The following is a 26,642-nucleotide window of genomic DNA, read 5'->3' as shown; positions in this document are numbered from 1 at the left end:
AGGAACAATGATGAGCGCTGCTTCCACCAATCCCGAATCCCGAATCCCGACTCCCGGCACCAAAGACATCGTCCTCGCGTTTTCCGGTGGTCTGGACACCAGCTTCTGCATTCCGTATCTGCAGGAGCGCGGCTATGCGGTGCACACCGTGTTTGCCGACACCGGTGGTGTGGATGCCGAAGAGCGTGAGTTCATCGAGAAGCGCGCCGCCGAATTGGGCGCGGCCAGCCACGTCACCGTGGACGGTGGCCCGGCGATCTGGGAGGGTTTCGTCAAGCCGTTCGTGTGGGCGGGCGAGGGGTACCAGGGCCAGTACCCGTTGCTGGTATCGGACCGTTACCTGATCGTGGATGCTGCGCTCAAGCGTGCCGAAGAATTGGGCACGCGCATCATTGCGCACGGTTGCACCGGCATGGGTAACGACCAGGTGCGTTTCGACCTGGCAGTGAAGGCGCTGGGCGACTACCAGATTGTTGCGCCAATCCGCGAGATCCAGAAAGAGCACACCCAGACCCGTGCCTATGAGCAGAATTATCTGGAAGCGCGTGGTTTCGGCGTGCGTGCCAAGCAGCAGGCCTACACCATCAACGAGAACCTGCTGGGCCTGACCATGTCTGGCGGCGAGATCGATCGTTGGGAAGCGCCGGGCGAGGGCGCGCGCGGCTGGTGCGCGCCGCGCAGCGCCTGGCCGAGCGAAGCGCTGACGGTGACGCTGAAATTCGTCGAAGGCGAAGCGGTGGAACTGGATGGCAAGCCGCTGCCGGGTGCCAAGATCCTGGCCAAGCTCAACACCTTGTTCGCGCAGTACGGCGTGGGCCGTGGCGTCTATACCGGCGACACCGTGATCGGTTTGAAGGGCCGCATCGTGTTCGAAGCGCCGGGCCTGATTTCGCTGCTCACCGCGCACCGTGCGCTGGAAGATGCAGTGCTGACCAAGCAGCAGAACCGCTTCAAGCCGGACGTGGCGCGCAAGTGGGTGGAGCTGGTGTACGAAGGTTTCTATCACGACCCGCTCAAGAGCGATATCGAGGCGTTCCTGAAGTCCTCGCAGTCCAAGGTCAATGGCGAGGTGACGCTGGAAACCCGCGGCGGCCGCGTCGATGCGGTGGCGGTACGCTCGCCGCACCTGCTCAACACCAAGGGTGCGACCTACGCGCAATCGGCCGACTGGGGCGTGGAAGAAGCGGAAGGCTTCATCAAGCTGTTCGGGATGAGCTCGACGCTGTACGCGCAGGTCAACCGCTGAGCAAAAGCCCCTCTCCCCCCGGGGAGAGGGGCTTGGGGGTGCCGCAGAAACCTCCAAGATCGATCATGACGAACGCGTCGCCACGCGCCAGTCATGGGGAACTACTGCAGCATTGCGTCCATCGTTCTCCATCTGGGCGCGTGGCGACGCGTTCGACCTGGTTGCTTCGCGAAGTTTCGTGAGGCGCCCCTCATCCGCCCCTTCGGGGCACCTTCTCCCGGTGGGAGAAGAGGGCCACTGCGATGGAACCCATGCCCGCATTACGCATCAGTACCGACAAGCAGGAACTCGATCTGCCGTTGATCCATCGCTTCCTCAGCGAGCAGGCCTATTGGTGCCTGGGCATCCCGCTGGACACGGTGCAGCGGGCGATCGCCGGCTCGCTGTGTTTCGGCGGTTATTGCGAGGGCGTAGTGCAGGTGGCGTTCGCGCGAGTGATCACCGACGGTGCCACCTTCGGCTATCTGGCCGATGTGTTCGTGCTTGATGCCCACCGTGGGCGCGGCTATGGCAAGCAACTGGTGGCGGCAGTGATGGCCCATCCGCATCTGCAGGGCCTTCGCCGCTTCATGCTCGCCACTTCCGATGCACATGCGCTGTACGCACAGCACGGCTTTGCCGCGCCGGAGCGGCAGCAGGCGTTGATGGAAATCGCATATCCCGATCTCTACCGCACCACCACCACGGCTGCCTGACACACATGACTGACCTGCTCACCTCCACGCTGGACCACCTGCAGGCGCTGGTGTCCTTCGACACCCGCAATCCGCCGCGTGCGATTGCCGCGCATGGCGGTATCTTCGATTATCTGCGCGCGCAGCTGCCGGGGTTCCAGGTCGAGGTGGTCGATCACGGTGCAGGGGCGGTGAGCTTGTATGCGGTGCGCGGCACGCCGAAGTACCTGTTCAATGTGCATCTGGACACCGTGCCGGATTCGCCGCACTGGAGCGCCGACCCGCACGTGATGCGACGCCTGGACGACCGCGTGGTGGGCCTGGGCGTGTGCGACATCAAGGGCGCGGCGGCGGCGCTGGTTGCCGCGGCCAATGCCGGCGATGGCGATGCCGCGTTCCTGTTCTCTTCGGACGAAGAAGCCAATGACCCGCGCTGTATCGCCGCGTTCCTGGCGCGTGGCGTGCAATACGAAGCTGTCTTGGTGGCCGAGCCGACCTTGGGCGAAGCGGTGCTGGCGCATCGCGGCATCAGTTCGGTGTTGATGCGGTTTGCCGGGCGCGCAGGCCATGCCTCGGGCAAGCAGGATCCCTCGGCGAGCGCGCTCCATCAGGCAATGCGCTGGGGTGGCAGAGCCCTGGACCATGTGGAATCGCTGGCGCATGCGCGCTTCGGCGGCTTGACCGGATTGCGCTTCAACATCGGCCGCGTTGAGGGCGGCATCAAGGCCAACATGATCGCGCCGGCAGCCGAAGTGCGCTTCGGCTTTCGTCCGCTGCCGTCGATGGACGTGGATGGCTTGCTCGCAACCTTCGCCGGTTTCGCCGAACCGGCGGCAGCGCATTTCGAAGAAACCTTCCGCGGGCCGAGCCTGCCATCGGGCGACATCGCACGCGCGGAAGAACGCCGCCTGGCTGCACGCGATGTGGCCGATGCGCTGGACCTGCCGATCGGCAACGCAGTGGACTTCTGGACCGAGGCCTCGCTGTTTTCGGCCGGCGGCTATACCGCGCTGGTGTATGGTCCGGGCGACATCGCCCAGGCGCATACCGCCGACGAATTCGTGACGCTGGCGCAGCTGCAGCGTTATGCCGAATCGGTCCATCGCATCATCAACGGTTCGCGTTGAGCCGACACGCGCCTGGCGCTCCCTTTCCTCTTTCGAACACGGCAATGTCCCCTTCCGCACAGCCCCACAAACAAACCCGCCAGACCATCGTGCGCCTGCTTTCGAGCATGGCCAGCGCGAAGGAAATCAGCCAGTACCTCAAGCGGTTTTCGCAGCTCGACGCCAAGCGCTTCGCAGTGGTCAAGGTGGGGGGCGCGGTGTTGCGCGACGATCTGGACGCGCTGACCTCGTCGTTGTCGTTCCTGCAGGAAGTGGGGCTGACCCCGATCGTGCTGCATGGCGCCGGCCCGCAGCTGGATGCAGAGCTGTCGGCAGCCGGCATCGAAAAGCACACGGTCAACGGACTGCGTGTGACCTCGCCCGAAGCCTTGGCGATCGTGCGCAAGGTGTTCCAGGCCTCCAACCTGAAACTGGTGGAAGCGCTGCAGCAAAACGGTGCGCGTGCGACCTCGATTACCGGTGGCGTGTTCGAGGCCGAGTATCTGGATCCCGACACCTACGGCCTGGTCGGTGAGGTCAAGGCGGTGAATCTGGCGCCGATCGAAGCCAGCCTGCAGGCCGGCTCCATCCCGGTGATCACCAGCCTGGGCGAAACGCCCAGCGGGCAGATCCTCAACGTCAATGCGGATTTCGCCGCCAACGAGTTGGTGCAGGAGCTGCAGCCGTACAAGATCATTTTTCTCACCGGCACCGGCGGCCTGCTGGATGCCGATGGCAAGCTGATCGATTCGATCAACCTGTCTACCGAGTTCGATCACCTGATGCAGCAGCCGTGGATCAACGGCGGCATGCGGGTGAAGATCGAGCAGATCAAGGACTTGCTCGATCGCCTGCCGCTGGAGTCGTCGGTGTCGATCACCCGGCCGGCGGACCTGGCCAAGGAACTGTTCACCCACAAGGGCTCGGGCACGCTGGTGCGGCGCGGCGAGCGCGTGCTGCGCGCCACCTCCTGGGACGAACTGGATCTGCCTCGGCTGAAGTCGCTGATCGAGTCCAGCTTCGGCCGCACGCTGGTGCCGGAGTATTTCGACACCACCACGTTGCTGCGCGCGTATGTCAGCGAAAACTATCGCGCCGCGGTGATCCTGACCGACGAAGGCCAGTTCGGTGCGGGCAGGCTGACCTATCTGGACAAGTTCGCCGTGCTCGACGATGCGCAGGGCGAAGGCCTTGGCCGTGCGGTGTGGAACGTGATGCGCGAAGAGACCCCACAACTGTTCTGGCGCTCGCGTCATAACAACCAGGTCAATATCTTTTACTACGCCGAATCGGACGGCTGCATCAAGCAGGAGAAGTGGAAGGTGTTCTGGTACGGGCTGGAAAACTTCGAACAGATCCAGCATTGCGTTGCGCACTGCGCGACGCGTCAGCCGACCTTGCTGGGCTGACTGCGATGAGCGTCGTCGGCTTGCCAGCACGTTGGCGCGAACAGCCCAGCCTGCGTGGACGGCATGCGAGCCTGGAGCCGCTGCAAGCAGTGCACGCCGATGGGTTGCGCGAGGCACTGGGCGAGGGCGCGCTGTCGCGGCTGTGGTACACCAGCGTGCCCGCACCTGAGCAGGTCGATGCGTATATCGCCGCAGCCCTGGCCGCCTGCGCCGACGGCGCGGCGTTGCCATTTGCGGTGCGCGACGCGGCCGGCGACATCGTCGGTTGCACGCGCTATTACGCGCTGGATGCAGCGGTGCCCAGGCTGTCGATCGGCTACACCTGGTACGCGCCGCGCGTGCAGCGCACCGGCGTCAACACCGAAACCAAGCTGATGCTGCTGCAATACGCCTTCGAAACACTGGGATGCTTGAGCGTGGTGTTCGAAACCAGCTGGTTCAACCATCCCTCGCGCGCAGCGATCGCGCGGCTGGGCGCAAAACAGGACGGCGTGCTGCGCCACCACACCCGCCACGCCGACGGTACGCCGCGCGATACCGTGGTGTTTTCCATCATCGATACGGAATGGGCCGGGGTCAAACGCCACCTGCAGTTCCGCCTGGAAGCAAACGCATGACTGTTCAACCAAAGACCATCGGCATTGTCGGCGCCCGCGGGTATACCGGCTCGGAATTGATCAAATTGGTGGCGGCGCACCCGCAGCTGCAATTGAGCTTCGTGTCCTCGCGCGAGCTGGCCGGACAGCGCGTGGCCGAGCATAACGGTGCCTACCAGGGGCAGTTGCGCTACGAGAACCTGGATGCCGACGCGGTGGCCGCCAAGGCTGCCGATGTGGTGATCCTGGCGTTGCCCAATGGCATGGCAGCGCCTTTCGTCGCCGCGATCGACGCCGCAGCGCCGCAGACGCTGGTGATCGATCTGTCGGCAGATTACCGCTTCGATCCGGCCTGGTACTACGGCTTGCCTGAGTTGACGCGCGGCAGCTACGCCGGGCAAAGACGCATCAGCAACCCGGGCTGCTATGCCACCGCGATGCAGCTGACGATCGCGCCATTGCTCGACCAGCTGGCCGGCCCGCCGCAGTGCTTCGGCGTGTCCGGCTATTCGGGCGCGGGCACCACGCCTTCGGACAAGAACAATCCCGAGCTGCTCGCCGACAATCTGATGCCGTATGCGCTGACCAACCACATGCACGAGCGCGAGGTGTCTGCGCAGCTCGGCGTGCCGGTGGAGTTCATGCCGCATGTGGCACCGCATTTCCGCGGCATCACCATGACCGTCAATCTGTGGCTGCAGCAGCCACTGACGCGCGAGCAGATCCAGGCGCGCTATACGCAGCGTTATGCCGACGAGCCATTGATCGAGATCGTCGACGAGGCGCCCTGGGTGAGCCGCATCGCCGGCAAGCACGGTGTGCAGATTGGCGGAGTAACGCTGGCGCCCGGCAACAAGCGCGTGGTGGTGGTGGCGACGCTGGACAATCTGCTCAAGGGTGCGGCAACGCAGGCGATGCAAAACCTCAACCTGGCGCTGGGCTGGGACGAGTTGATGGCAATTGGTTGATGCGAGTCCCTCGCAAGAGCCTGCACATCCCTGTGCAGGGATTCAACGAAGCGAGTGCCTTGCAACAGCCCGCACATCCCTGTGCGGGGATCGAAACTGGACGACTGACTCGAGACGCTTTCCGATGACCAATCTGTTGTGGCAAAAACCTGGCGTTGCCGTGGACGCCAAGATCCAGAGTTTCCTGGCCGGCGACGATGTGATCCTGGATCGCGAATTCTTCCTGTATGACATCGCTGCCAGCAAGGCGCATGCGCAGGGGCTGCAGCACATCGGCATCTTGTCGTTGCAGGAGCTGGGTGGCTTGAGCGAACAGCTCGACCTGCTGGCCGCCGATTTTCGCAGCGGCGCCTTCGTGCTCGATGCGCAATACGAAGATTGTCACTCGGCTATCGAAGCGCGCTTGACCGAGCGTCTGGGCGATGCAGGCCGCAAGATCCACACCGGGCGCAGCCGCAACGACCAGATCCTGGTCGCCACGCGCTTGTGGCTGAAGGACAAGCTGCAGCGCGTTGCCACGCTCAGCGCCGAGATCGCCAAGGTGGCGTTGGATCGCGCGCAGGCAGAGGCCGAACTGCCGGTGCCCGGTTATACGCACATCCAACGGGCGGTGGTGTCGTCGGCCGGCATGTGGTGGGCGGGCTGGGCAGAAGCCTTCATCGACAATGCCGTACGCGCAACCGATACCTTGCAGCTGGTGGACAGCAACCCGCTCGGCACCGCCGCAGGCTATGGCGTGAATTTGCCGCTGGACCGTGCGCATACCACCGCCGAACTGGGGTTTGCACGTTTGCAGGTCTCGCCGATCTACGCCCAGCTTTCGCGCGGCAAGTACGAACTGGCCGCGCTCGAAGCGCTCGGCGGCGCCACGCTGGATCTGCGCCGCATCGCCTGGGATCTGTCGCTGTTCACCAGCGGCGAATTCGCGTTTGTCGCGTTGCCGGCGCAGTACACCACCGGCAGCTCGATCATGCCGAACAAGCGCAACCCGGACGTGATCGAGCTGATGCGCGCAACCCATGCCAGCGTGGCGGCAGCGCGCACCGAGATCGAACAGCTGCTGTCGCTGCCGTCGGGTTATCACCGCGATCTGCAGAGCAGCAAGGGCGCGATCGTGCATGGCTTTGGCCGCGGACTTGCAGCGCTGGAACTGCTGCCGGCCTTGCTGGCCAATCTGGAATGGCGCCCGGACAAATTGCGTGCCGCCATCGATTTGGGCATGTACGCCACCGATGTGGCCGTGGAAGCTGCGGTAGCCGGCGTGCCGTTCCGCGAGGCGTACAAGGCCGCAGCGCAAGCCTCCGAGACCGCAGGGCAGGGACGTACGCCGGAAGGCAGCCTGGCTGCGCGGGTGTCGCCCGGTGCGGCAGCCGACCTGCAACTGGACGTGTTGCAGGCGCGCTGGCAGGCGCTTCGCGCATGACGACCCGCTATCTGGTGCTTGCGCTGCGCAAGCCGGGGTTTGCTGCCGATGTGGTGCAGCCGCATCTGGACTTTCTCGATGCGTTGCGCGCCGCCGGGCAGCTCGAGCTGACCGGCGGCTTCAGCGATCGTAGCGGTGGCGCGTATGTGCTGGTCAACGTGGCCACGCTTCAAGACGCGCAGCAGATCGTTGCGCGCGACCCGCTGGTGCTGCGCGATGCTTCTGCACTGACGGTGTACGAGTGGAACACGCACTGAGGACGCCATTGCCATGAGCACGCCTGCCAGCACCTTGTCGCCGTTCACCGAGCAGGCGCTGCCGCCATGGCGCCGTGCGGTGCTCAAGGTCGGCAGCAGCCTGCTCGCCGCCGATGGGGGCGGGCTGTCCCCGCGCTTCGCGCTGGGTCTGGCGCAGTTCGTCTCCGCCAACCTAGCTGCCGGGCGCGAGCTGGTGATCGTGTCGTCGGGCGCGGTGGCCGCTGGTCGCGCCATCCTGCCCAAGGCGGTGGATGTCGGCGCGCCGATCGCGGCGCGGCAGGCACTGGCCGCCTTGGGCCAGGCGCAGTTGATTGCGTTGTGGCAGCGCTTTTTCGAGCGACCGGTGGCGCAGGTACTGCTCACACATGACGACTTGCGCAACCGTCGCCGCTATCTCAACGCGCGTGCCACCTTGGGCGAGCTGCTGCGGCTGGGCGCGCTGCCGGTGATCAACGAAAACGACACCGTCTCGGTAGATGAGCTGAAGCTGGGCGACAACGACAACCTGGCCGCGATCGTGGCAGCGCTGGTCGATGTTGACGCCTTGTTCATCGCCACCGATATCGATGGCTTGTACAGCGCCGACCCACGCAGCAACCCATTGGCGCGCCCGCTCGACGATGTGCCCGAGCTCACCCCCGAAGTGCTGGCGATGGCCGGCGGCAGCGGCAGCAGCGTGGGCACCGGCGGCATGCGCACCAAACTGGAGGCCGCTGCAAAGGCCGGTGCGGCCGGCATCGAAACCTATCTGTTCAACGGCCGAAGTGGCGAGGTGGTACGCGCCCTGGCGCAGGACCGCCTGCGTGGCACGCGCATCCACGCCGCACGCACGCGCATCGCTGCGCGAAAATACTGGCTACGGCACGCACCGGTGGAGGCAGGCGCGATCCTCATCGACGACGGCGCTGCGGCGGCCCTGACCGGCAAGGGCGCCTCGCTGTTGCCAGGCGGGGTGGCCGGCGCGCAGGGCGATTTCCGTCGCGGCGACATGGTGGAGATCCGCCTGCGCGCGGGCGAACAGTGTCTGGCACGCGGCGTGAGTCAGTACTCGGCCCTGGATATCCGTCGTATCGCAGGCCGCCACTCGCGCGAGATCGAGAATGTGCTCGGCTACAGTTACGGCGAAAACGTGGTGCATCGCGATGATCTGGTGGTGTTGTAGCGAGGAATGGAGAATCGGGAATGGAGAATCGCAAGAGCTTCCCACCGAACGTTCCCAGCGCCAATTACGTCGCAGTAAAGTGATGTCGCGTGCTTTTACCATTCCCGATTCCCCATTCCCGATTCTCCAATGACCATCAAAACGCTCGCTCTGCAATGCCGTGATGCCGCGCAGGTGGTGTCGCAATTGTCTGCACAGGCCAAGCACGCCTTGCTGGAGGCGATGGCTGCCGCGCTGGAAGCCGATGCCGCGGCGATCCTGGTCGCAAATGCGCGCGATCTGGAGGCAGCGCGTGCCAAGGGCACCGGCAGTGCCATGCTTGATCGTCTGGCGCTGGACGACAAGCGCCTGGCCGGTATCGCGGATGCGTTGCGCGAGGTGGCGGCCTTGCCCGATCCGGTCGGCCAGGTCACGCGCGAAGATGTGCGCCCCAACGGGATTCGCGTGCAGAAGGTGCGTGTGCCGCTGGGCGTGATCGCGATGATCTACGAGGCGCGGCCCAACGTCACGGCCGACGCCGCCGCGCTGTGCATCAAGGCCGGCAATGGCGTGATCTTGCGCGGCGGCTCGGAGGCGATCCATTCCAATACCGCCATTGCGCGCGCACTGCAGCGGGCCTTGCGCAACGCCAATGTGCCGGAAGCGGCGCTGACCCTGGTCGAGGATTTGCGCCGCGAGACCATGCTGGAGCTGCTGCAGCTCAACGAGATCGTCGACCTGGCGATTCCGCGCGGTGGCGAAGGGCTGATCCGGTTTGTCGCCGAGCACGCGCGCGTGCCGGTGATCAAGCACTACAAGGGTGTGTGCCATCTGTTTGTGGACGCGTCGGCCGATGTGGAGCTTGCGCTGCGGTTGTTGATCGATGGCAAGGCGACGCGGCCGGCAGCCTGTAATTCGCTGGAGACCTTGCTGGTGCATGCAGACATCGCCGAGCGCTTTCTGCCGCTTGCCGCGCAGGCATTGCGCGAACGCAAGGTGGAACTGCGTGGCGATGCGGCGACGCAGGCGGCGCTGCCGGACATCGGTGCTGCCAGCGACGACGATTATGCCGCGGAATTTCTCGACCTGATTCTGGCCATCCGCGTGGTGCCGGATCTGGACACGGCGCTGGCGCACATCCACCGCTACGGCTCGGACCACACCGAAGTCATCGCCACGCAGGACGCCGGCAACGCAGAACGGTTCGTGCAGTCGCTACGCTCGGCGGTGGTGATGGTGAACGCCTCCTCGCGCTTTTCCGACGGCGGTGAACTCGGCCTGGGCGCGGAGATCGGCATCTCCACCACGCGCCTGCATTCCTATGGCCCGATGGGCCTGGAAGCGCTGACCGTGGAGCGCTTCGTGGTGCGCGGCCAAGGCCAGGTGCGGCATTAGGCAAGGCTGCACACCTGCCGCAAGCGCCATCAACGGCGGCTGCTTGCATCGCTGAGCGATCGGCAATGTCGTCGCTGCGTCATTGGATGCTGCCCGGACGCACCTGCTTTCCACAATACCTTGCGTGCGCAGTGCGACCTGGCTGGGTAACGCTGGGCCAGGCCATACTGCGGGGCGCAGCCAATCGCCGGCCAACGAGCAGATGCCTTGCCGCGCTTGCAACCGCGTCACGCTTCAAGCGCGGCCGGCACGTGGCACTGGCTCACAGCACGCGCAGCACTTGGCCACGTGCAAGCGTAATGTCGTGCGCCTGGGCGCCCCAGCTAAGGCGGGTGCGGGTGCCGCCGACGCTGCGCACGCTGATCTGCGTCGGCACGCCGTTGCGCCACGCCATGTCCACCGTAAATCCGCCACGTGCGCCCAGGCCGGTAACGCGGCCTTGCGCGGCCCAGGCCTTGGGCAGTGCCGGCAGCAGCGTGATCTGCCCAGGGCGCGAATACAGCAGCATTTCCAGCATTGCGGCCGGGGTGCCGAAGTTGGCATCGATCTGGAACACCCCGCCAAGGGTGGGGTCGCCGTGCTGGCTGAGATCGTAGATATCGAACAGATTCGGCGCGGTGCCATTGCGATGACCGATCGAGGGTTTCAGATTGGTCAGCACCAGCGCATAAGCACGCTCCGCATCGCCCAGTCTTGCCCAGCACAGCGCCCGCCATGCGCAAGCCCAGCCAAAGCTCTGCATGCCGCGCGCTTCCAATAGCTTACGCGCTGCTTCCAGCTGCGCAGGCGGCGCCAGATCCGGATGCAGGCGATGGCCGGGGAACAGACCCATCAGCGGCGACAGGTGCCGGTGATGGGCTTCACCCAGGTCCGTGGGGGACATCCATTCCTGCAATTGGCCGCTGAGCGGGCTGATCTCCGGCAGGTACAGACGCTGCTGCAGCGTGGCGATGGTCGCGGCGTAGGCTGCGTCGCGGCCAAGCAGGGCGCTGGCCTGGCGGTATTGCCCGAACAACGTCCACACCAGTTCCTGCGCATAGGCAATACCGCGCGCATTTTCCGGGCCATGCTCTGGCGACCAGTCGTGGTCGTCGACCAGGCACTGTCGCGTGCGCCCGTCGGCGTCGGTGACCTCCATTGCGATCAGGCGCGCCTGCCAGAATTCGCAGGCGCCCTTGAGTAGCGGATAGATGCGCGTCAGGTCGTCCCGGTCCTGGGTGAACTCGTAGTGCTGCCACAGGCTGTCGCATAACCACGCGTTGCCTGCCGGGTGCCAGTACCAGCCGTTGCCGCCGAACGGATTGGTGGAAATGGCCACGGTCCAGCCGGCGATCTTGCCGGAGGTATTGCGGAAACGATTGCGCGGGTCGTTGAAGTGGGTTTGGGTGATGCGTGTCCAGGACGGCAGCTGCGCCAGGCAATAGCGTGTCAGCGCATCGACGCAGGCGCCCAGGCCGGACGGGTCCGCCAGCCAGTAGTTCATCTGCAGATTGACGTCGCTGTGGTAGTCGCTCATCCATGGCGGGTCGTTGTTTTCCAGCCACAGGCCCTGCAGGTTGGTGGGCAATCCATCACGCGAGGCGGCGATGGTGAGATAGCGGCCAAATTGCAGATAGGCCACCTCCAGTTCCGGGTCGGGGAGCGCAGGCGTGGCGGCGCGGGCCTGGATGCGCTGCCAGGTCTCCAGGCCGCGTTGCGCATCGCTGGACTGGCCAAGCTCCACCTGCAACGTATCGAACAACGCACGGTGATCGGCCACATGGGTGTCCAGCAACAGCGCCGCAGGCACTGTGGCGGCGGCCTGTGCGCGGTTGCGCGCCAGCGCAAGCGGGTCGCGCGTGGCATCGCGCCAGCCGCGTGCGCCATCGGCGGCGTAGTCGGTGTCGCCGCACAACACGATGGTCAGGCCACGGCAGTCATGAAACTGCAGCAGGCCTTCGCCTGTTTCGAGCCTGCCACCGTCGCTGTGCACGCGCAGCGCTGCGGCATAGCGCAGGCCGTTATCGAGCTGGCCGGCGAAGCGCAGCCCGGCGTGGCCGTCGGCGCGACCGGCCCCGGCATGCGTGTCGACCAGGCGAATGCGGCCACGGTGGCTGCCTGCGCCTTCGCAATCCAGGCGCAACACGATGGCCGCATCCGGGTGGCTTGCGAACAGCGTCCGTGTATAACGCGTGTCGCCGATGCGATAGCGCACGCGTACGCAGCCGTTGCTCATGTCCAGTTCGCGCTGGTAATCGGACGTCTGCGCCTGCGCATGCCCTTCCAGTTCCACAAAAAGCTTGGCCAGCAGCATGAAGCTGCCGAACTCTTCCTTGGTATATGCAAACTGGCCATCGTCCTGCAGCACTGCGTTGCTGCCGCCTGACCAAAGGCTGCCTTCGGAAACGAACAGCGTCTCGCAGGCAGGAGCTCCGCCGCAGAGCGCCCCGAGCCGGCCGTTGCCGATCGGCAGTCCTTCGCGCAACAGCTGGGCATCGCTGGCAGGCGCCGCATACGCTAGGCGTAGCGCATGCTCGGGCGGCAGCAACGGCGAACGGGTGGGGCGCAGCGGTGGCGTGGTCGCGTCGCTACTGGCAGCACGGCCGAGCAACGGCAGCAGCGCGGCCGCACCGAGGTGGGTGAGCAGGCGACGGCGGTGTGGGTTGGCGCAATCGTGCGAGGGGGGAATGCGCATGCGAGCGCTCGCTGCAATCGTGGGATCAAACGTTGTAAAGCATCTGCCGCGCCTGCGGAAGCGTGCGATTTTGCCGGTCTTCCAATGACGTTTGCTTGGCTTGGGGGTGGCTTGCGCGCACCGATCGAAGACTGGCGTGCAAGGGATGCAATGCACGGCGTGGTCATTTCAGGACAACCTAAACGTCGGCGCCCGTGCAGCCGATCCGCAGCGCGTGCTCGCCGCAGCCTGGCCGACCCGGTACCTTCGACACTCCCGCAAGCCAGTTGTCTGTGCCTACGCTGCTGCAGTTGTTCATCCTGCCCACCGTTGCTGCCGGAGATTCCATGCGCCGCCTTGCCGCCTGCCTGCTCGCCACCGCCATTGCCGCCGCCACCGGCAGCGCCTGGGCGCAAACCTCGCCGATGACGCCGGACATCACCGGCAAGCCGTTCGTGGCTGCCGATGCGAGCAACGACTACATCAAGCGCGAGGTGATGATTCCGATGCGCGATGGGGTCAAGCTGCACACGGTGATCGTGCTGCCCAAGGGCGCCAGGAACGCGCCGATCGTGCTGACGCGCACGCCTTACGATGCCAGTGGCCGGAGCGAGCGCCTGGCCTCGCCGCATATGAAGGATCTGCTGCCGCCCGGCGACGACGTGTTCGTGGAAGGCGGCTACATCCGCGTGTTCCAAGACGTGCGCGGCAAGTACGGTTCCGAAGGCGATTACGTGATGACGCGCCCGCTGCGTGGGCCGCTCAATTCCAGCGAGGTCGACCATGCCACCGATGCCTGGGACACCATCGACTGGCTGGTGAAGAACGTCAAGGAATCCAATGGCAAGGTTGGCATGATCGGTTCGTCCTACGAAGGATTCACCGTGGTGATGGCGCTGACCAATCCGCATCCCGCGTTGAAGGTGGCGGTGCCGGAAAGCCCGATGATCGACGGCTGGATGGGCGACGACTGGTTCAATTACGGCGCGTTCCGCCAGGTCAATTTCGATTACTTCACCGGCCAGCTGAGCAAACGCGGCAAGGGCGCCGGCATCGCGCGCCAGGGGCACGACGACTACAGCAATTTCCTGCAGGCCGGCTCGGCCGGCGACTTCGCCAAGGCTGCGGGCCTGGAGCAGTTGCCGTGGTGGCACAAGCTCACCGAACACGCCGCCTATGACGCGTTCTGGCAGGAACAGGCGCTGGACAAGGTGATGGCGCGCACGCCGCTGAAGGTGCCCACGATGTGGCTGCAAGGCCTGTGGGATCAGGAAGACATGTGGGGGGCGATCCACAGCTACGCGGCGATGGAGCCGCGCGACAAGGGCAATACCCTCAACTACCTGGTGATGGGCCCGTGGCGCCACAGTCAGGTGAACTACGACGGTAGCGCCTTGGGTGCGCTGAATTTCGAAGGCGACACCGCGCGCCAATTCCGTTCCGAGGTGCTGCGCCCGTTTTTCGACCAGTACCTGGTCGATGACGCGCCCAAGGCAGACACGCCGCCGGTGTTCATCTACAACACCGGCGAGAACCATTGGGACCGCCTCAAGGCGTGGCCGCGCAGTTGCGACAATGGCTGCGCCTCGGCCAGCAAGCCGCTGTATCTGCAGGCCGGCGGCAAGTTGTCGTTCCAGCAACCGGTGGCCGGGCAGGTGGGGTTTGAAGAGTACGTGTCCGACCCGGCCAAGCCGGTGCCGTTCGTGCCGCGCCCGGTGGACTTTGCCGACCGCACGATGTGGACCACCTGGCTGGTGCACGACCAGCGCTTTGTCGATGGCCGCCCGGACGTGCTGACCTTCGTCACCGAGCCGCTGACCGAGCCACTGCAGATCGCCGGTGCGCCCGAAGTGCATCTGCAGGCCTCCACCAGCGGCAGCGACAGCGATTGGGTGGTGAAGCTGATCGACGTGTATCCGGAGGAGATGGCCTCGAACCCGAAGATGGGCGGCTACGAGTTGCCGGTGTCGTTGGCGATTTTCCGCGGCCGCTACCGCGAGAGTTTCAGCACGCCCAAACCCTTGGCGTCCAATCAGCCGCTGGCATTCCAGTTCGGCTTACCAACCGCCAACCACACCTTCCAACCGGGCCACCGGGTGATGGTGCAGGTGCAATCCAGCCTGTTCCCGCTATACGACCGCAATCCGCAGACCTACGTGCCCAACATCTTCTTCGCCAAGCCTGGCGATTATCAAAAAGCCACGCAGCGGGTGTACGTGTCCCCCGAGCAGCCCAGCTACATCACTCTGCCGGTACGTTGAGCGCGTGGGCGCCGCGTGCCGGCGGCGCCCACGCATCTTCCAGCAGCTGCGGGCGGCAGACCACCCAGGCGGCGGCCAGCTGCACCAGCAGGCAGATGACCAGGAACACGAACGGGGAGGTCCAGCCGCCACTGTGCGCGTGCAGCCAGCCGAACAGGAATGGCCCCAGGCAGCTCACCGCATAGCCCACACCTTGCGAGAAACCGGACAGTGCGGCCGAACCGGCCGCCGTGCGGCTGCGCTGATTCACCAACACCAATGCCAACGGAAACGTGCTCGGCCCCAGGCCGAGCAGGGTCACCCACAGCACCGGTGCGGCCAGCGGCGCCCACCACAGCCCGGCAAACGCGACGAGGTGGCAGGCTGCGCAGAGCAGTACGATCGGAAACGGATTGCGCATGCGCACCGCCAGCGCCGGCATGGTCAGCGCCCCGGCCATGCCCAATGCCGCGAACAACGCCACCATGGTGCCGCCGAACGCAGGCGATGCACCGGCTTCGCGCAGCAGCGTCGGCAGCCAGGTGAACATGGAATAGGTCACCAGCGAGGTCATGCCGAAGGTCACCGCCATGCACCACCCCAGCGCAGTACGGGCGACGCGGCCTTCGGCTTCGGGCGTGGGGGTGACCGGTGCCGGGCCGGTTGCGCGGAGGCGCCGATGGTTGGCGTGCACCAGCGCCCACGCCGCCGTTGCCAGCAGGGCCGGCAGCACCCACGCCACCATCGAACTGCGCCAACCCAGCGCATCGGCCACCGGCACTGCCAGCAGCGCCGGCAGCAGCGTACCGACCTGCAGCACGGTGATGTACAGCGTGCTCACCCGGCCCACGCGGTCGCCGAAGTAACGCTTCACCAGTGGCGGCAGTACCACGTTGCCCATGCCCATCCCGGCCAACGCCACCAGCGAGCCGACCAGCAACCCGGCGGTGCCCGGCAGCAGCGGGCGCAGCACTAATCCCAGCGTGGCCAACGCCATCGACGCCAGCGCCACGCGCAGCAAACCGAAACGGCGCAGCAACGCGGGCGTTGCCACGCCGGTGAGTGCGAACGCTGCGGTCGGCAACATGCCGAGCGCGCCCATGGTGGGCGCGCCGAAGGCGTACTCGTCGGCAATGCGTTCCAGCAGCGGCGTCAGCGACGTCACCGCGGTGCGCAAGTTGAATGCGGACAGCAAGATCGCGGCCAGCACCAGGCCGCGACCACGCAACTGGGCGGACGAAGAAGACGCGGAAGTGACAACAGACATGACAGACCATCCGCGCCGCGCACCTGCGTGCAACGACGCCTGAAAACACAAAACCGGCACGAGGCCGGTTTGTGTTTTGAAACTGGTCGGGGAGACAGGATTCGAACCTGCGACCTCTACGTCCCGAACGTAGCGCTCTACCAGACTGAGCTACACCCCGAAGGAGCCGCGTATGTTACATAGGGAATGGGGAATCGGCAAGCATCTGATGAAATTATTTTACTGAGGCGGCTCGCCACGCTCGGGCTCGCGTGCTTCGAACCACATGCCGTTGAGCACCGCGGCCAATGCCGCCAGGCCGGTGCCGAGTATCCATGCGAAATACCACATTGGTGTGCTCCTCGAATCGTTGAACAAGATGATGGTGACGCGCGATGCGGCGACGGCAGCGCAGGCACTGCGATCGCTACCGCGGTGCTTAGTACGCGTTGGGATTGGCCGTGACCGCATCGTCGGTGACCTTGCCCCTGAGCACGCGATACACCCAGCTGGTGTACGCCAGCACGATCGGCATGAACACGGCCGTGGCCAATAACATGATCCACAACGTCAGGCGGCTGCTGGATGCATCCCACACTGTCAGGCTCGCGCTCGGCGTAGTGGAAGAGGGCAGCAGGAACGGGAACAACGCAAAGCCCACCGTGAACACGATGCCGACGATGGCGCTGCCGGAGGCGATGAAGGCCAGGCCGCCGCGCCGCATGCGTAAGCACACCGCGCTCATCGCAAGCCCGACCAGGCCCACCAGCGGCGCCATCAGTGTGGCCGGCATGCTGCTGTAGTTGTGCAACCAGCCGCCCGCGGCGGTGAGCGCAGCGGTCTTGCCGAGCGGGTTGGTGGCCGCATCGGTGGCCAGCACCGAGGTCACCGCGTAGCCGGGCAGGCCCAGCGCCACCCACGCGCCGCCTGCTGCAAACAGTGCCAGCGCACACAGCGCGGCAATGGCGCCGAAACGTGCCGCGCGCTCGGCCACCGGTCCATCGGTCTTGAGCACCAGCATCGCGGCGCCATGCGCGAGCAGCATCGCCACGCTGAGCAAGCCGGCAAGCAATGCGAACGGCGTCAGCAGCCCCAACAGGTTGCCGGTATAGAACGTGCGCATGCTGTCGTCGAAATGGAACGGCACCCCCAGCAGCACGTTGCCGACCGCCACGCCCATGATCAGTGCCGGAATGAAACCGCCGACGAACAACGCCCAGTCCCAGTTGCTGCGCCAGCGCGGACTCACCAGTTTGCCGCGGAACTTGAAACCGACCGGGCGCAGGATCAGCGCGAACAGGATCAGGAACATCGCCAGATAGAACCCGGAGAAACTCACTGCATACAACGGTGGGAACGCGGCAAAGATCGCGCCGCCGCCCAGGATCAACCACACCTGGTTGCCTTCCCAGACCGGGCCGACGGTGTTGATCACCAGCCGGCGTTCGGCATCGTTGTTGGCGACGAACGGCAGCAGTGCGCCCACGCCCAGATCGAAGCCGCCCATCACCGCGTAACCGGACAGCAGTACACCGAGCAGCAGCCACCAGATCACGCGCAGGGTTGTGTAATCGAGCAATACGAAATCCATGATGTCTCTCCTTCGCTTACGGTGCGCTGCCGGCCACGGCACCGGAACTCAGCGGTGCGTGAGGCGAGGTGGCGTGGTCTTGCCGGGCATGCTCGGGTGGGGCGACAGGCAATGCGTTGGGCAGCATTGTCGGGAACAGCATCTCCGGGCCCTTGTTGATGGTCTTCAGCGACAACTTGATCGCAATTACCAGCAGCGTGGTGTACAGCGCGGTGAAGCCCACCAGCGTCATCACGATCTCGTACAGATCCAGCCCCGAGGCGGCGTAGAAGGTGGGCAACACGCCTTCCACCGCCCAGGGCTGGCGGCCGTATTCGGCCACGAACCAGCCGCATTCGATCGCGATCCACGGCAGCGGCAGCGTCCACAGGGCCAAGCTCAGGAACCAGCGTTTTTCCTGGAAGTTGTGCTTGCAGGCAAACCAGAAGGCGACAGCGAAAAACACGATGAGATACATGCCGATGGCGGCCATGATGCGGAAGGTCCAGAACAGCGGCAGCACGCGCGGCACGGTGTCCATCGCAGCCTGGGCAATCTGCTCCGGTGTGGCATTGCCGATATCGTCGCGGTAGCGCTTGAGCAGCAGGCCGTGGCCCAGGTCCTGCCAATGCGCATCGAAGACCTTGCGCGCTTGGGCGTCGTTCTTGTCGGCACGGATGCGTTGCAGTGCGCCGTAGGCGATCTGACCACCGCGGATGCGGTGTTCGGCACGGCCGACCAGTTCGAGAATGCCTGGAACTGGCTCATCCAGCGAACGCGTGGCGATCAAGCCCATCAGGTACGGAATCTTGATGGCGTAATCGTTGCGATGGGTGGTCTGGTTCGGAATGCCGAACGCTGTGAAATCGGCCGGCGCAGCTTCGGTTTCCCACATCGCTTCGATGGCCGCCAGTTTCATCTTCTGGTGTTCGCTGGCGGCGTAGCCGCTCTCGTCGCCCAGCACCACCACCGACAGCGACGACAGCAGGCCAAACGCTGCAGCCACCGCAAACGAACGCCGTGCCATTTCAATATGCTTGCCGCGCAACAGGTAAAACGCACTGATCGACATCACGAAGACCGCGCCCAGCACGTAGCCCGCACTAAGGAAGGTCTGAACAACGCGATCGGAGGATGTGGTAAGCCATATCGGTCGCGGTGACCGCGCTCAGATCCTCGGTTTTTCGCCGTTTTTGGCGCTTTTTCGGGGTATCGTCCCGATTACGGGCGCACCTACCCCGCGGCGGTAATGAACTCTTTGCGCTTCAGCCACAGATTCGACAGCGCAAACAGCATCAGCATCTGTGCGGTGTTCTTCGCCAAACCGCGATAGCGCACCTTGACGTAGCCAAACTGGCGCTTGATCACCCGAAACGGGTGTTCCACCTTTGCACGCAGGCTGGCTTTTGTGTGCTCCCAGCGCTTGGCCAACTTCAGTTCGCGCTTGTTCTTAATCTGCTTCAGCTTCGAGGGCTTCTCCGCGATCAGGTAGCGCAGTTTGCGCTTGCGCTTCATCTCCTCGCGTTTCTCAAGCCCGGTGTAGCCGCTGTCCGCGCACAGCGTGTCCTCCTTGCCGTGCAGCAGCTTGTGCGCTTGTGTGATATCGGCCACGTTGGCCGCCGTGCACTCCACGTGGTGCACCAGCCCGGAGTCATCGTCCACCCCGATGTGCGCCTTCATCCCGAAGTAGTACTGGTTGCCCTTCTTGGTTTGGTGCATCTCCGGATCGCGCTCGCCATCCTTGTTCTTGGTCGAGCTGGGCGCAGCGATGATCGTGGCGTCCACGATCGTCCCGCCGCGCAAGCTCTGCCCCTTGCGCGACAGGTGCGCGTTGACCCGATTGAACAGCTTGCGCGCCAAATCGTGCTGCTCCAACAGATGGCGGAAGTTGAGAATCGTCGTCTCGTCCGGCACCTCATCCAGCCCGCCGATCTTGGCGAAACGGCGCATCGACACCGTGTCGTACAGCGCTTCTTCCGCCGATGGATCGCTCAGTGCATACCACTGCTGCAAAAAGTGGATGCGCAGCATGGTCTCCAGCCGATACGGCTGTCGCCCCGGCTGCCCCGACTTCGGGTAGTGCGGCTCGATCAGCGCCAGCAGGTCCTTCCACGGCACGACCTGGTCCATCTCGGCCAAGAACACCTCACGCCGCGTCCGCTTGCGCTTGCCGTTGTACTCCGCGTCGCCGAAGGTCAGCTGCATCGAAATCGTCTACTCGGGTCGTTGATCGATTGTGGCAGATCACGATGGATTGTTCAGAGTTTCCCTAACGGTATGCACGAACTTGGCTTGCGCCACCGGGTTGAACAGCACCGCCACGAAGTCCACCACTTCCATGCGCATGGTGTCGGGGTTGAACACCGCGCCGGCCGGATTCTGCATCCAGCCATTGGCGATCAGGATCCATAACGCCGAGAAGTTGCTGCCCAGCGCCACCAGCCAGGTGGTGATCAGGTGCTGCACCTTGCTCAGGCGATTCCAGCCAAGGAAGAACAGGCCCAAAAACGTGGCTTCCAGAAAGAACGCCATCAGCCCTTCGATCGCCAGCGGCGCGCCGAAGATGTCGCCCACGTAATGGCTGTAGTACGACCAGTTCATGCCGAACTCGAATTCCATCACGATGCCGGTGCCGACGCCCATGGCGAAGTTGATGCCGAACAGCACACCCCAGAACATGGTCATGCGCCGCCAGATCTGCTTGCCGGTCATGACGTAGACGCTTTCCATGATGCCCAGCAGGAACGACAGGCCCATGGTGAGCGGCGGAAAGATGAAGTGGTACATCGCGGTGACTGCGAACTGCAGCCGCGACAGTTCGACAACTGTCGAGTCGATCATGGCGGGAGGGCCTGGTTGAGGGTCGGTAAGGAATGTGGCGATCATCTGCCGCCAGCGCGCCGGCCGCGTTGATCCAAATCAATGCGGCGCTGAACAGGTGCGTCACACTGTCTATCCCCCACCGGGAGGCGGCGACTTACAATCGCGTGCAATGCGCAGTCTTCAGAAGAGCGACGTGAGCCAGCCCAGCGTGCAAGCCAGCGAAACGCCAGCCCAGCGCCGTCAACGCGGCCACTGGCTGGATGCGCTGGCCGCATCGGCCACGCGCGCGCGTCGGCTTGCCGGCGTGGCGGTGGCGTTGTCGGGTGTGCTGCTGCTTGCGCAATCGGCTGCGATCGCCTGGCTGGTACAGGCGGTGCTGGTGCAGCACCTGGCATTGGCGCAATTGCGCAACGTGGGCGCCGGATTGCTGGTTGCGCTGATCGGGCGCGCGCTCCTCAACGCCTGGGCGCAATCGTTGACCGGTGAAGTGGCCGACGTGGCCAAACGCGAACTGCGCGCGCGTATTGCGCGACGCCTGGTGCAGCACGGGCCGCTATGGCTGCGCCGGCAGCGCAGCGGCGAACTGGGCGAATTGAGCCTGGCGCATACCGATGCGCTGGAAGGCTATTTCGTCGGCTATCAGCTTGCTCGTATCGAAATGTTGCTGGTGCCGCCGCTGATCCTGATCGCGGTGTTTTACGTCGATTGGGTGGTCGGGCTGGTGTTGCTGCTCACCGCGCCGCTGATTCCGTTCTTCATGATGCTGGTGGGGTGGGGCGCCGAGGCCGCAGGGCGCGAACAACTCGGCGAGTTGGCGCGCATGGGCGGGCATTTTGCCGATCGACTCAAAGGACTGGGGTTGCTGCGCGTATACGGCCGCGGCCAGGCCGAACTGCAGGGCATTGCCGCCGCTGCCGAGGGCGAGCGCGAGCGCTCGCTGAACGTGTTGCGCATTGCATTCCTGTCGTCGACCGTACTGGAATTTTTTGCCTCCGTCAGCGTTGCGATCGTGGCGCTGTACTTCGGTTTGAGTTATCTGGGCATGCTCCATCTGCACGGTCTGCCATCGCTGGGTGCGGGCATGTTCTGCCTCCTGCTGGCGCCGGAATTCTTCGCACCGCTGCGGCGCTTGGCCGCGCACTACCATGACCGCGCAAACGCCTTGGCTGCAGTCGCCGAGGCCGAGCGATTGCTGCAGGGCTTCCAGCCGCCTGCCGCTGCGCAGATCGCGGCGCTCCCCGCACGTGCCCTGGAGCCGGCACAAGCGCATGCGCCCTTGTTGCAGGCACGCGGATTGGCGCTGCGTCCTGCCGGCGCGCCGCAGCTGGTGGTCAGGGAGTTTGCGCTGACGCTGGAGCCCGGGCAGCGCGTTGCGGTGATCGGTGCCAGCGGTAGCGGCAAGAGCACGCTGCTGGAAGGGCTCGCCGGTTGGCTTGCACCCGAGGCGGGCAGCGTCGCCGTGCGCCCGGGTGCGCGCATCGGATATGCCACGCAGCGCCCCTATCTGTTTCAGGCCAGCATTGCCGACAACCTGCGCCTGGCCGACCCGCAGGCCAGCGATACGCGCCTGCACGCGGTGGCCGAGGCGGCCCAAGTGCTGCGCTTTACCGCGCACTTGCCGGCCGGCCTGGACACGGTGATCGGCGAGCGTGGCTTCGGTTTGTCCGGTGGCGAAGCCCGCCGCGTGGCGTTGGCGCGGCTGTTGTTGCGCGAGCCGGATGTGTTGCTGCTGGACGAACCCACCGCCTTTCTCGACCCGGATACCGAAGCGGAATTGCTGCGTACGCTGGGCATCTTTGCGCGCGGCCGTGCGGTCGTTCTGGCGACGCACAGCGCTGCGGTGATGCGTTGGGCCGACACGGTCATCGATCTGCGCGGCGCGCCGGTCACGGTGCAGGCACTATGAGCCGCTCCCAGCCCGAGCGTCTGCGCGATGTGTTTGGTCTGCATGCCTGGCGCCTGCTGCTGTCGGCAGGGCTGGTGCTGGTCACCATGCTTGCCGGTGTCGGCCTGCTGGGCTTGTCCGGCAGCTTCCTGACCGCCGCTGCGCTGGCAGGCGTTGCCGGCATGGGGGCCGGCTTCAATTTCTTCTCCCCGTCGGCCGGCATTCGCGCCTTGACCTTCGCGCGTATCGTGTCGCGTTATGCCGAAAAGTTGATCGGGCACGATGCCACCTTGCGCATCGCACGCGATCTGCGGGTGTGGTTCTTTCGCCGCGCCTTGCCGCTGGCGCCTGGGCGATTGTCGGCCACCCGGACCGGTGATCTGCTGGCGCGGCTGATGTCCGACATCGGCGAGGTCGATGGCCTCAGCGTGCGCGCATTGGCACCGCTGGCTGCGTTGCTCGGCATCTGGTTAGGCGGTGTGGTCGCCGCTGCACTGATCTATCTTCCCGCTGCATGCGTGTTGCTGGTACTTGGCGTGCTGATCGGTGGGCTGGTGCCGTGGCAGGTGGCACGCGGCGGCTCACAGCGCGAGCAGTTGCGTGCACAGCAGCGAACCGACTTGCGTACACAAGCCTTCGAAGGGCTGGAGGGCGCAGCCGACCTTGCTGCGATCGACGCGCAGGGCGCCTGGCTGCAGCGCAGCGACGCCGCGGCCGCCGCCGTGACCGGTGGCGATCGCATCCAGCGCAGACGGCTGATCACCGACAACCTGCTGCATGCGCTCTGCGGCGGGCTGGGGCTGGCCGGCATGCTGTGGCTGGCGCTTGGTGCGGCCGAGCGCGGGCTGATCGGCGCCGAGCGTGCTGCAGGGTTGGTGTTTTTGACCATGGCGTTGCTGGAAGTCTGGGCCGGTGCCGGGCTGGCCTTGCAGGCGCTGCAAAGTGCGCGCGTTGCCGCCGGGCGCCTGCAGGCCATCGTCGACCAAGCGCCGTCGGTGAGCGATCCGGCGCGCGCGATCGATGCCCCGCGCACCGGCACGCTGCAATTGCAGCAGGTGTCGTTTGCCTGGCCCGGTAGCGTGCGCCCGGTACTGCATGCGCTCGATCTCACCCTGGCGCCGGGCGAGCGCATTGCCATCAGCGGCGATAGCGGCAGCGGTAAAAGTACATTGTCGGCGTTGATACTGCGCCTGTGGGATCCGCAGGCCGGGCAGCTGCGCTATGCGGGCATCGACCTGCGCCACGTCGCACAGGCGCAATGGCACCAGCGTATCGCCTGGCTGCCGCAGAATGCGCCGGTATTTGCCGGCAGCGTGCGCGACAACCTGCTCATCGGCGACCCTGCTGCCGACGATGCCGCGTTGTGGCGGGTACTCGAACAAGTGCGCCTGGGCGCGTGGGCCAGCGCGAACAACGGCCTGGACACCTGGGTTGGCGAAAACGGCGCCACGCTGTCCGCCGGCCAGGCGCGCCGGCTCGCCCTGGCGCGGGCACTGCTGCGCGATGCCCCGATCCTATTGCTCGACGAACCCACCGACGGTCTGGACGTGGATACCGCCGACGCGCTGCTGCTCGACCTGGCCGCTGCACTGGGCGAACGCTCGCTGGTGATGATCACCCACGACGCGTTACCGCCCGGCGTGGTGCAGCGGCATTACCGGATGCGTGAGGGAAAGCTGGAGTTGCTCGATCAAGACGCATAGCCAATGGCTGCGTTTCTCGAAGGTTGTCACGGGATGAGCGTTGATCACCCCGGCCACACGTTGTTGATCGCGTTCAATCGAATAGCACCGGAAGCGCGGCCATCAGATCGGTCTCGGTCATCGCGAGCACCAGTGCGCTGACATTTAACGCAACCGTGATCCAGAACGTCATCTGGAACGCCGCCTTGCTGCATTTGTGCCGGTAGATTTCCTGCGCCAGCAATGCACCTGGCCAGCCACCGATCAGCGCCAGCAGGTGCAAGCTGGATTCGGGTATGCGCCATTGATTGCGTTGCGCAGCCGATTTGTCCATCGCATAGATCAACAGTGTGAGCAGGCTGGCCGCCGCGTACCAGAGCGGTACGAGCATCGGTATCACGTGCATCAGCGTGGCCGCCGCCAAGGCGAGCATCGATACCGCAGCCAGCGTCTTGCGTGGCAACCCGCTGCGACGCTGTTCGGCTCTGGCGGCGGTGGTACGGTCTGCCCACCGCACTTGCGTGGCATTCAGGCGCTTGTGCGCATCGCGTTCGATCGCGTAGGTGATGATCTCCCCGTCGCGCGGGCGACGGGTCTGCTGTGCAAACGCGCTGATATGGACGAATGCGCGGTCGCCACCACCATTGGGCGTGACGAAGCCAAAGCCCTTGTGATCATTCCAGTCGCTGAGACGTCCCTGATAGCGCATTCGCGTTGCTCCGTTGGATGGTGTGGCGTGCTGATGCGGTGTGCGCGCACATCACGCATCGATTGCTCGGCCGGCAAAACAGCGGTGACGGTCGCCCCAGGTCCAGCAACATCGGCCGAGATCCAGCGGCGCAGCGCGCGGTTCGAGCAGCTCAACAGCCCCGCAAAAAATTGCTCACCGCTGGGCCGAACCGGGCGAAATCGACCAGGAACGCATCGTGGCCTTGCGGCGAATCCAGGCCGATGAAGTGCGCATCGGCACCGCCGGCACGCAAGCCGTCGGCGATCTGTTCCTGCTGCTGCACCGGGAACAGGATGTCGGTATTGGCACCGATCGCCAGCGCACGCGCGATGCGGATACGCGCCAGGCCGGCAAGCACCGCGTCGGCGGTCGAGACGCCTGTCTGCGGCTTGGCGGAGCCAGGCAGGGCATCTGCATGGGGGTGGTCGATGGTAGAGCCGGCAGCGAGTCTTTCCTCGACATACTCGGCCAGGTCGAACCAGTCCATCGAGCGGCTCAGATACAGATAGCAGTTGGGGTCGAAGAAGCGCACGAAGCGGCGCGCGTGGCCTTCCAGATAGCTTTCCACCTGGAATTCCAGCCCGAAAGGATCATCGGCCGCCTGTTCGGAATCCAGCCGCACGCGGCCGAAGCGGCCGTCCCATTCCAGCGCCGAGCGGTAGGTGATCACGCCGAGCTTGCGCGCCATGCGCATGCCCGATTCGGGGTAGCTGGCATCGTCGTAGTGGCCGCCGTTCCAGTGCGGATCCAGCCGGATCGCCTCGCGTTGCAACGAGCGGATCGCGATCGAAAACGGCAATGCCTGTGCGCTGCCGGAGATATTGATATGGCTGCGCGCGACGCCGGGATGACGCAGCAACAGCGCCAGCGCGGTCATGCCGCCCATCGAGTTGCCGATCAGGCAGGCCAGCTGCGCGATACCCAGCGCGCGTACCACATCGGCTGCGGCGTCGGCCACGTCTTCGATCGACAGGTCCGGAAAGGTGAGGCGATACAGCAAGCCGGTGGCAGGGTTCACCGAAGCCGGCCCGGTCGAGCCCTTGCAACTGCCCAACGAATTGACGCACACCACGAACCAGCGTGTGGTATCGATCGGCTTGCCCGGCCCTAGCATTGCGTCCCACCAGCCCGGCTCTGGGTTGGCCTGGTTTGCCGCCGCGTGCGCGTTAGGCGACAGGCCGGTGACGATCAGGATCGCATTGCTGCGGTCTGCTGCCAGCGTGCCCCAGGTCTCGTACGCCACGCGTGCCTGATGCAGCACGCCGCCGCGTTTCATCGGAAACGGTGAGGGCAGGGCGTGGTACAGCGTGCCGGCGGGGATGAATTCAGTCATGGGCCAATTCTATCTGCCATGGCACGCGCCAGTGTGCAGGATGGGAATGGGAAATCCGGAATTGGCTGGAAGCCATGCGCTGCGTGATGCCACTTTGCAGGGCGGCAGACCTGCGGTTTGGCTGCAAGACCCTTGCATGCCCACCAGCGCGGAACGCTGCAATGCGTCCTTGCAAGCGCCTGAGCGACATCCGTGCCGCGACGGTGAGCAGGCAAGGGCCGGTCGAGATGGTCGGTACAGATGATTTGAACATCGCAACCGACCA

The 26,642-nt window shown here is 65.1% G+C and carries 20 protein-coding genes, 1 tRNA gene and 2 pseudogenes; 13 read left to right on the top strand and 10 right to left on the bottom strand.

Features of this window, described 5'->3' with window-relative positions:
* The first annotated feature begins 7 nt into the window (after window positions 1-7).
* From ACCQ03_RS08600 to ACCQ03_RS08555, 10 genes are all read left to right on the top strand, one after another.
* Window positions 8-1,246, top strand: coding sequence for an argininosuccinate synthase (locus tag ACCQ03_RS08600; protein WP_209226847.1), 1,239 nt, complete (start codon window positions 8-10; stop codon window positions 1,244-1,246).
* Window positions 1,247-1,488: 242 nt separating this feature from the next.
* Window positions 1,489-1,941: a GNAT family N-acetyltransferase gene (locus ACCQ03_RS08595; RefSeq protein ID WP_209226846.1), complete on the top strand. Its 453-nt coding sequence runs from the start codon at window positions 1,489-1,491 to the stop codon at window positions 1,939-1,941.
* A 5-nt stretch (window positions 1,942-1,946) separates the two neighbouring features.
* Window positions 1,947-3,047, top strand: coding sequence for an acetylornithine deacetylase (locus tag ACCQ03_RS08590; RefSeq protein WP_209226845.1), 1,101 nt, complete (start codon window positions 1,947-1,949; stop codon window positions 3,045-3,047).
* 44 nt (window positions 3,048-3,091) lie between these two features.
* Complete coding sequence (locus ACCQ03_RS08585; protein WP_209226842.1) at window positions 3,092-4,435, top strand: acetylglutamate kinase; 1,344 nt, start codon at window positions 3,092-3,094, stop codon at window positions 4,433-4,435.
* Between the two features lie 5 nt (window positions 4,436-4,440).
* Window positions 4,441-5,052, top strand: coding sequence for a GNAT family N-acetyltransferase (locus ACCQ03_RS08580; RefSeq protein WP_057678292.1), 612 nt, complete (start codon window positions 4,441-4,443; stop codon window positions 5,050-5,052).
* On the top strand, window positions 5,049-5,999 hold the full coding sequence (gene argC / locus ACCQ03_RS08575; RefSeq protein WP_057678291.1) for an N-acetyl-gamma-glutamyl-phosphate reductase: 951 nt from the start codon (window positions 5,049-5,051) through the stop codon (window positions 5,997-5,999). The genes ACCQ03_RS08580 and argC overlap by 4 nt, the downstream gene beginning before the upstream one ends.
* 124 nt (window positions 6,000-6,123) lie before the next feature.
* Window positions 6,124-7,422 (top strand): argininosuccinate lyase, encoded by a 1,299-nt coding sequence (locus tag ACCQ03_RS08570; protein WP_057678290.1) that lies wholly within the window; start codon window positions 6,124-6,126, stop codon window positions 7,420-7,422.
* Complete coding sequence (locus tag ACCQ03_RS08565; protein ID WP_057678289.1) at window positions 7,419-7,679, top strand: YciI family protein; 261 nt, start codon at window positions 7,419-7,421, stop codon at window positions 7,677-7,679. Before ACCQ03_RS08570 ends, ACCQ03_RS08565 begins: the two co-directional genes overlap by 4 nt.
* 13 nt (window positions 7,680-7,692) lie before the next feature.
* Complete coding sequence (gene proB / locus ACCQ03_RS08560; RefSeq protein ID WP_209227991.1) at window positions 7,693-8,841, top strand: glutamate 5-kinase; 1,149 nt, start codon at window positions 7,693-7,695, stop codon at window positions 8,839-8,841.
* 129 nt (window positions 8,842-8,970) lie between these two features.
* The gene (locus ACCQ03_RS08555) at window positions 8,971-10,215 is read left to right on the top strand and encodes a glutamate-5-semialdehyde dehydrogenase (protein WP_057678287.1); all 1,245 of its coding nucleotides are present in this window, start codon (window positions 8,971-8,973) and stop codon (window positions 10,213-10,215) included.
* Between the two features lie 262 nt (window positions 10,216-10,477).
* On the opposite strand, the gene ACCQ03_RS08550 is transcribed toward ACCQ03_RS08555, so the two are convergent.
* The gene (locus tag ACCQ03_RS08550; RefSeq protein WP_057678286.1) at window positions 10,478-12,889 is read right to left on the bottom strand and encodes a glycoside hydrolase family 95 protein; all 2,412 of its coding nucleotides are present in this window, start codon (window positions 12,887-12,889) and stop codon (window positions 10,478-10,480) included.
* 326 nt (window positions 12,890-13,215) lie between these two features.
* Between ACCQ03_RS08550 and ACCQ03_RS08545 the strand changes: the two genes are divergently transcribed.
* Entirely contained in the window at window positions 13,216-15,129 is a 1,914-nt protein-coding gene (locus ACCQ03_RS08545; protein ID WP_209226833.1) for a CocE/NonD family hydrolase, read from the top strand.
* Here the strand turns inward: ACCQ03_RS08545 and ACCQ03_RS08540 are convergent.
* The 7 genes and pseudogenes from ACCQ03_RS08540 to ACCQ03_RS08510 all read right to left on the bottom strand — a co-directional run.
* Window positions 15,110-16,375, bottom strand: coding sequence for a CynX/NimT family MFS transporter (locus ACCQ03_RS08540; protein WP_081023102.1), 1,266 nt, complete (start codon window positions 16,373-16,375; stop codon window positions 15,110-15,112). The two genes, ACCQ03_RS08545 and ACCQ03_RS08540, sit on opposite strands and share 20 nt — an antisense overlap.
* An 83-nt stretch (window positions 16,376-16,458) precedes the next feature.
* A tRNA-Pro gene (locus ACCQ03_RS08535) sits at window positions 16,459-16,535 on the bottom strand.
* A 59-nt stretch (window positions 16,536-16,594) separates the two neighbouring features.
* Window positions 16,595-16,705, bottom strand: a complete 111-nt coding sequence (cydX, locus tag ACCQ03_RS08530; protein ID WP_008573380.1) for a cytochrome bd-I oxidase subunit CydX — start codon at window positions 16,703-16,705, stop codon at window positions 16,595-16,597.
* An 88-nt stretch (window positions 16,706-16,793) separates the two neighbouring features.
* Entirely contained in the window at window positions 16,794-17,945 is a 1,152-nt protein-coding gene (gene cydB / locus ACCQ03_RS08525; protein ID WP_057678285.1) for a cytochrome d ubiquinol oxidase subunit II, read from the bottom strand.
* A 16-nt stretch (window positions 17,946-17,961) separates the two neighbouring features.
* A pseudogene (locus ACCQ03_RS08520) lies at window positions 17,962-19,032 on the bottom strand (cytochrome ubiquinol oxidase subunit I); the annotation flags it as partial.
* Between the two features lie 125 nt (window positions 19,033-19,157).
* Window positions 19,158-20,129 (bottom strand): IS5 family transposase, encoded by a 972-nt coding sequence (locus ACCQ03_RS08515; protein ID WP_150147813.1) that lies wholly within the window; start codon window positions 20,127-20,129, stop codon window positions 19,158-19,160.
* A 66-nt stretch (window positions 20,130-20,195) separates the two neighbouring features.
* Window positions 20,196-20,765: pseudogene (locus tag ACCQ03_RS08510) on the bottom strand (cytochrome ubiquinol oxidase subunit I); the annotation flags it as partial.
* A gap of 151 nt (window positions 20,766-20,916) precedes the next feature.
* Between ACCQ03_RS08510 and cydD the strand changes: the two are divergent.
* Window positions 20,917-22,653, top strand: a complete 1,737-nt coding sequence (cydD, locus tag ACCQ03_RS08505) for a thiol reductant ABC exporter subunit CydD (protein ID WP_209227766.1) — start codon at window positions 20,917-20,919, stop codon at window positions 22,651-22,653.
* Entirely contained in the window at window positions 22,650-24,335 is a 1,686-nt protein-coding gene (cydC, locus tag ACCQ03_RS08500) for a thiol reductant ABC exporter subunit CydC (protein ID WP_057678282.1), read from the top strand. Before cydD ends, cydC begins: the two co-directional genes overlap by 4 nt.
* A 73-nt stretch (window positions 24,336-24,408) precedes the next feature.
* Here cydC and ACCQ03_RS08495 read toward each other — a convergent pair whose 3' ends face one another.
* On the bottom strand, window positions 24,409-25,023 hold the full coding sequence (locus ACCQ03_RS08495; RefSeq protein ID WP_209227768.1) for a DUF1294 domain-containing protein: 615 nt from the start codon (window positions 25,021-25,023) through the stop codon (window positions 24,409-24,411).
* A gap of 151 nt (window positions 25,024-25,174) precedes the next feature.
* A complete protein-coding gene (gene metX, locus ACCQ03_RS08490) occupies window positions 25,175-26,377 on the bottom strand; it encodes a homoserine O-acetyltransferase MetX (RefSeq protein WP_057678280.1) in 1,203 nt (400 codons plus the stop codon).
* Window positions 26,378-26,642: the final 265 nt, after the last annotated feature.

Origin of the sequence: Xanthomonas sp. NCPPB 3569, from assembly GCF_041475645.2 — a bacterium.
Lineage (GTDB): Bacteria > Pseudomonadota > Gammaproteobacteria > Xanthomonadales > Xanthomonadaceae > Xanthomonas > Xanthomonas phaseoli.
The sequence above is the reverse complement of the archived record's forward strand: the minus strand, read 5'-3'. Positions and strand labels throughout refer to the sequence as shown.

Excerpts from the sequence above, each read along its gene's own strand:
- ACCQ03_RS08600 (WP_209226847.1), top strand. The coding sequence starts at position 8 with ATGATGAGCGCTGCTTCCACCAATCCCGAATCCCGAATCCCGACTCCC.
- ACCQ03_RS08595 (WP_209226846.1), top strand. The coding sequence starts at position 1,489 with ATGGAACCCATGCCCGCATTACGCATCAGTACCGACAAGCAGGAACTC.
- ACCQ03_RS08590 (WP_209226845.1), top strand. The coding sequence starts at position 1,947 with ATGACTGACCTGCTCACCTCCACGCTGGACCACCTGCAGGCGCTGGTG.
- ACCQ03_RS08585 (WP_209226842.1), top strand. The coding sequence starts at position 3,092 with ATGTCCCCTTCCGCACAGCCCCACAAACAAACCCGCCAGACCATCGTG.
- ACCQ03_RS08580 (WP_057678292.1), top strand. The coding sequence starts at position 4,441 with ATGAGCGTCGTCGGCTTGCCAGCACGTTGGCGCGAACAGCCCAGCCTG.
- argC (WP_057678291.1), top strand. The coding sequence starts at position 5,049 with ATGACTGTTCAACCAAAGACCATCGGCATTGTCGGCGCCCGCGGGTAT.
- ACCQ03_RS08570 (WP_057678290.1), top strand. The coding sequence starts at position 6,124 with ATGACCAATCTGTTGTGGCAAAAACCTGGCGTTGCCGTGGACGCCAAG.
- ACCQ03_RS08565 (WP_057678289.1), top strand. The coding sequence starts at position 7,419 with ATGACGACCCGCTATCTGGTGCTTGCGCTGCGCAAGCCGGGGTTTGCT.
- proB (WP_209227991.1), top strand. The coding sequence starts at position 7,693 with ATGAGCACGCCTGCCAGCACCTTGTCGCCGTTCACCGAGCAGGCGCTG.
- ACCQ03_RS08555 (WP_057678287.1), top strand. The coding sequence starts at position 8,971 with ATGACCATCAAAACGCTCGCTCTGCAATGCCGTGATGCCGCGCAGGTG.
- ACCQ03_RS08550 (WP_057678286.1), bottom strand. The coding sequence starts at position 12,889 with ATGCGCATTCCCCCCTCGCACGATTGCGCCAACCCACACCGCCGTCGC.
- ACCQ03_RS08545 (WP_209226833.1), top strand. The coding sequence starts at position 13,216 with ATGCGCCGCCTTGCCGCCTGCCTGCTCGCCACCGCCATTGCCGCCGCC.
- ACCQ03_RS08540 (WP_081023102.1), bottom strand. The coding sequence starts at position 16,375 with ATGTCTGTTGTCACTTCCGCGTCTTCTTCGTCCGCCCAGTTGCGTGGT.
- cydX (WP_008573380.1), bottom strand. The coding sequence starts at position 16,705 with ATGTGGTATTTCGCATGGATACTCGGCACCGGCCTGGCGGCATTGGCC.
- cydB (WP_057678285.1), bottom strand. The coding sequence starts at position 17,945 with ATGGATTTCGTATTGCTCGATTACACAACCCTGCGCGTGATCTGGTGG.
- ACCQ03_RS08515 (WP_150147813.1), bottom strand. The coding sequence starts at position 20,129 with ATGCAGCTGACCTTCGGCGACGCGGAGTACAACGGCAAGCGCAAGCGG.
- cydD (WP_209227766.1), top strand. The coding sequence starts at position 20,917 with ATGCGCAGTCTTCAGAAGAGCGACGTGAGCCAGCCCAGCGTGCAAGCC.
- cydC (WP_057678282.1), top strand. The coding sequence starts at position 22,650 with ATGAGCCGCTCCCAGCCCGAGCGTCTGCGCGATGTGTTTGGTCTGCAT.
- ACCQ03_RS08495 (WP_209227768.1), bottom strand. The coding sequence starts at position 25,023 with ATGCGCTATCAGGGACGTCTCAGCGACTGGAATGATCACAAGGGCTTT.
- metX (WP_057678280.1), bottom strand. The coding sequence starts at position 26,377 with ATGACTGAATTCATCCCCGCCGGCACGCTGTACCACGCCCTGCCCTCA.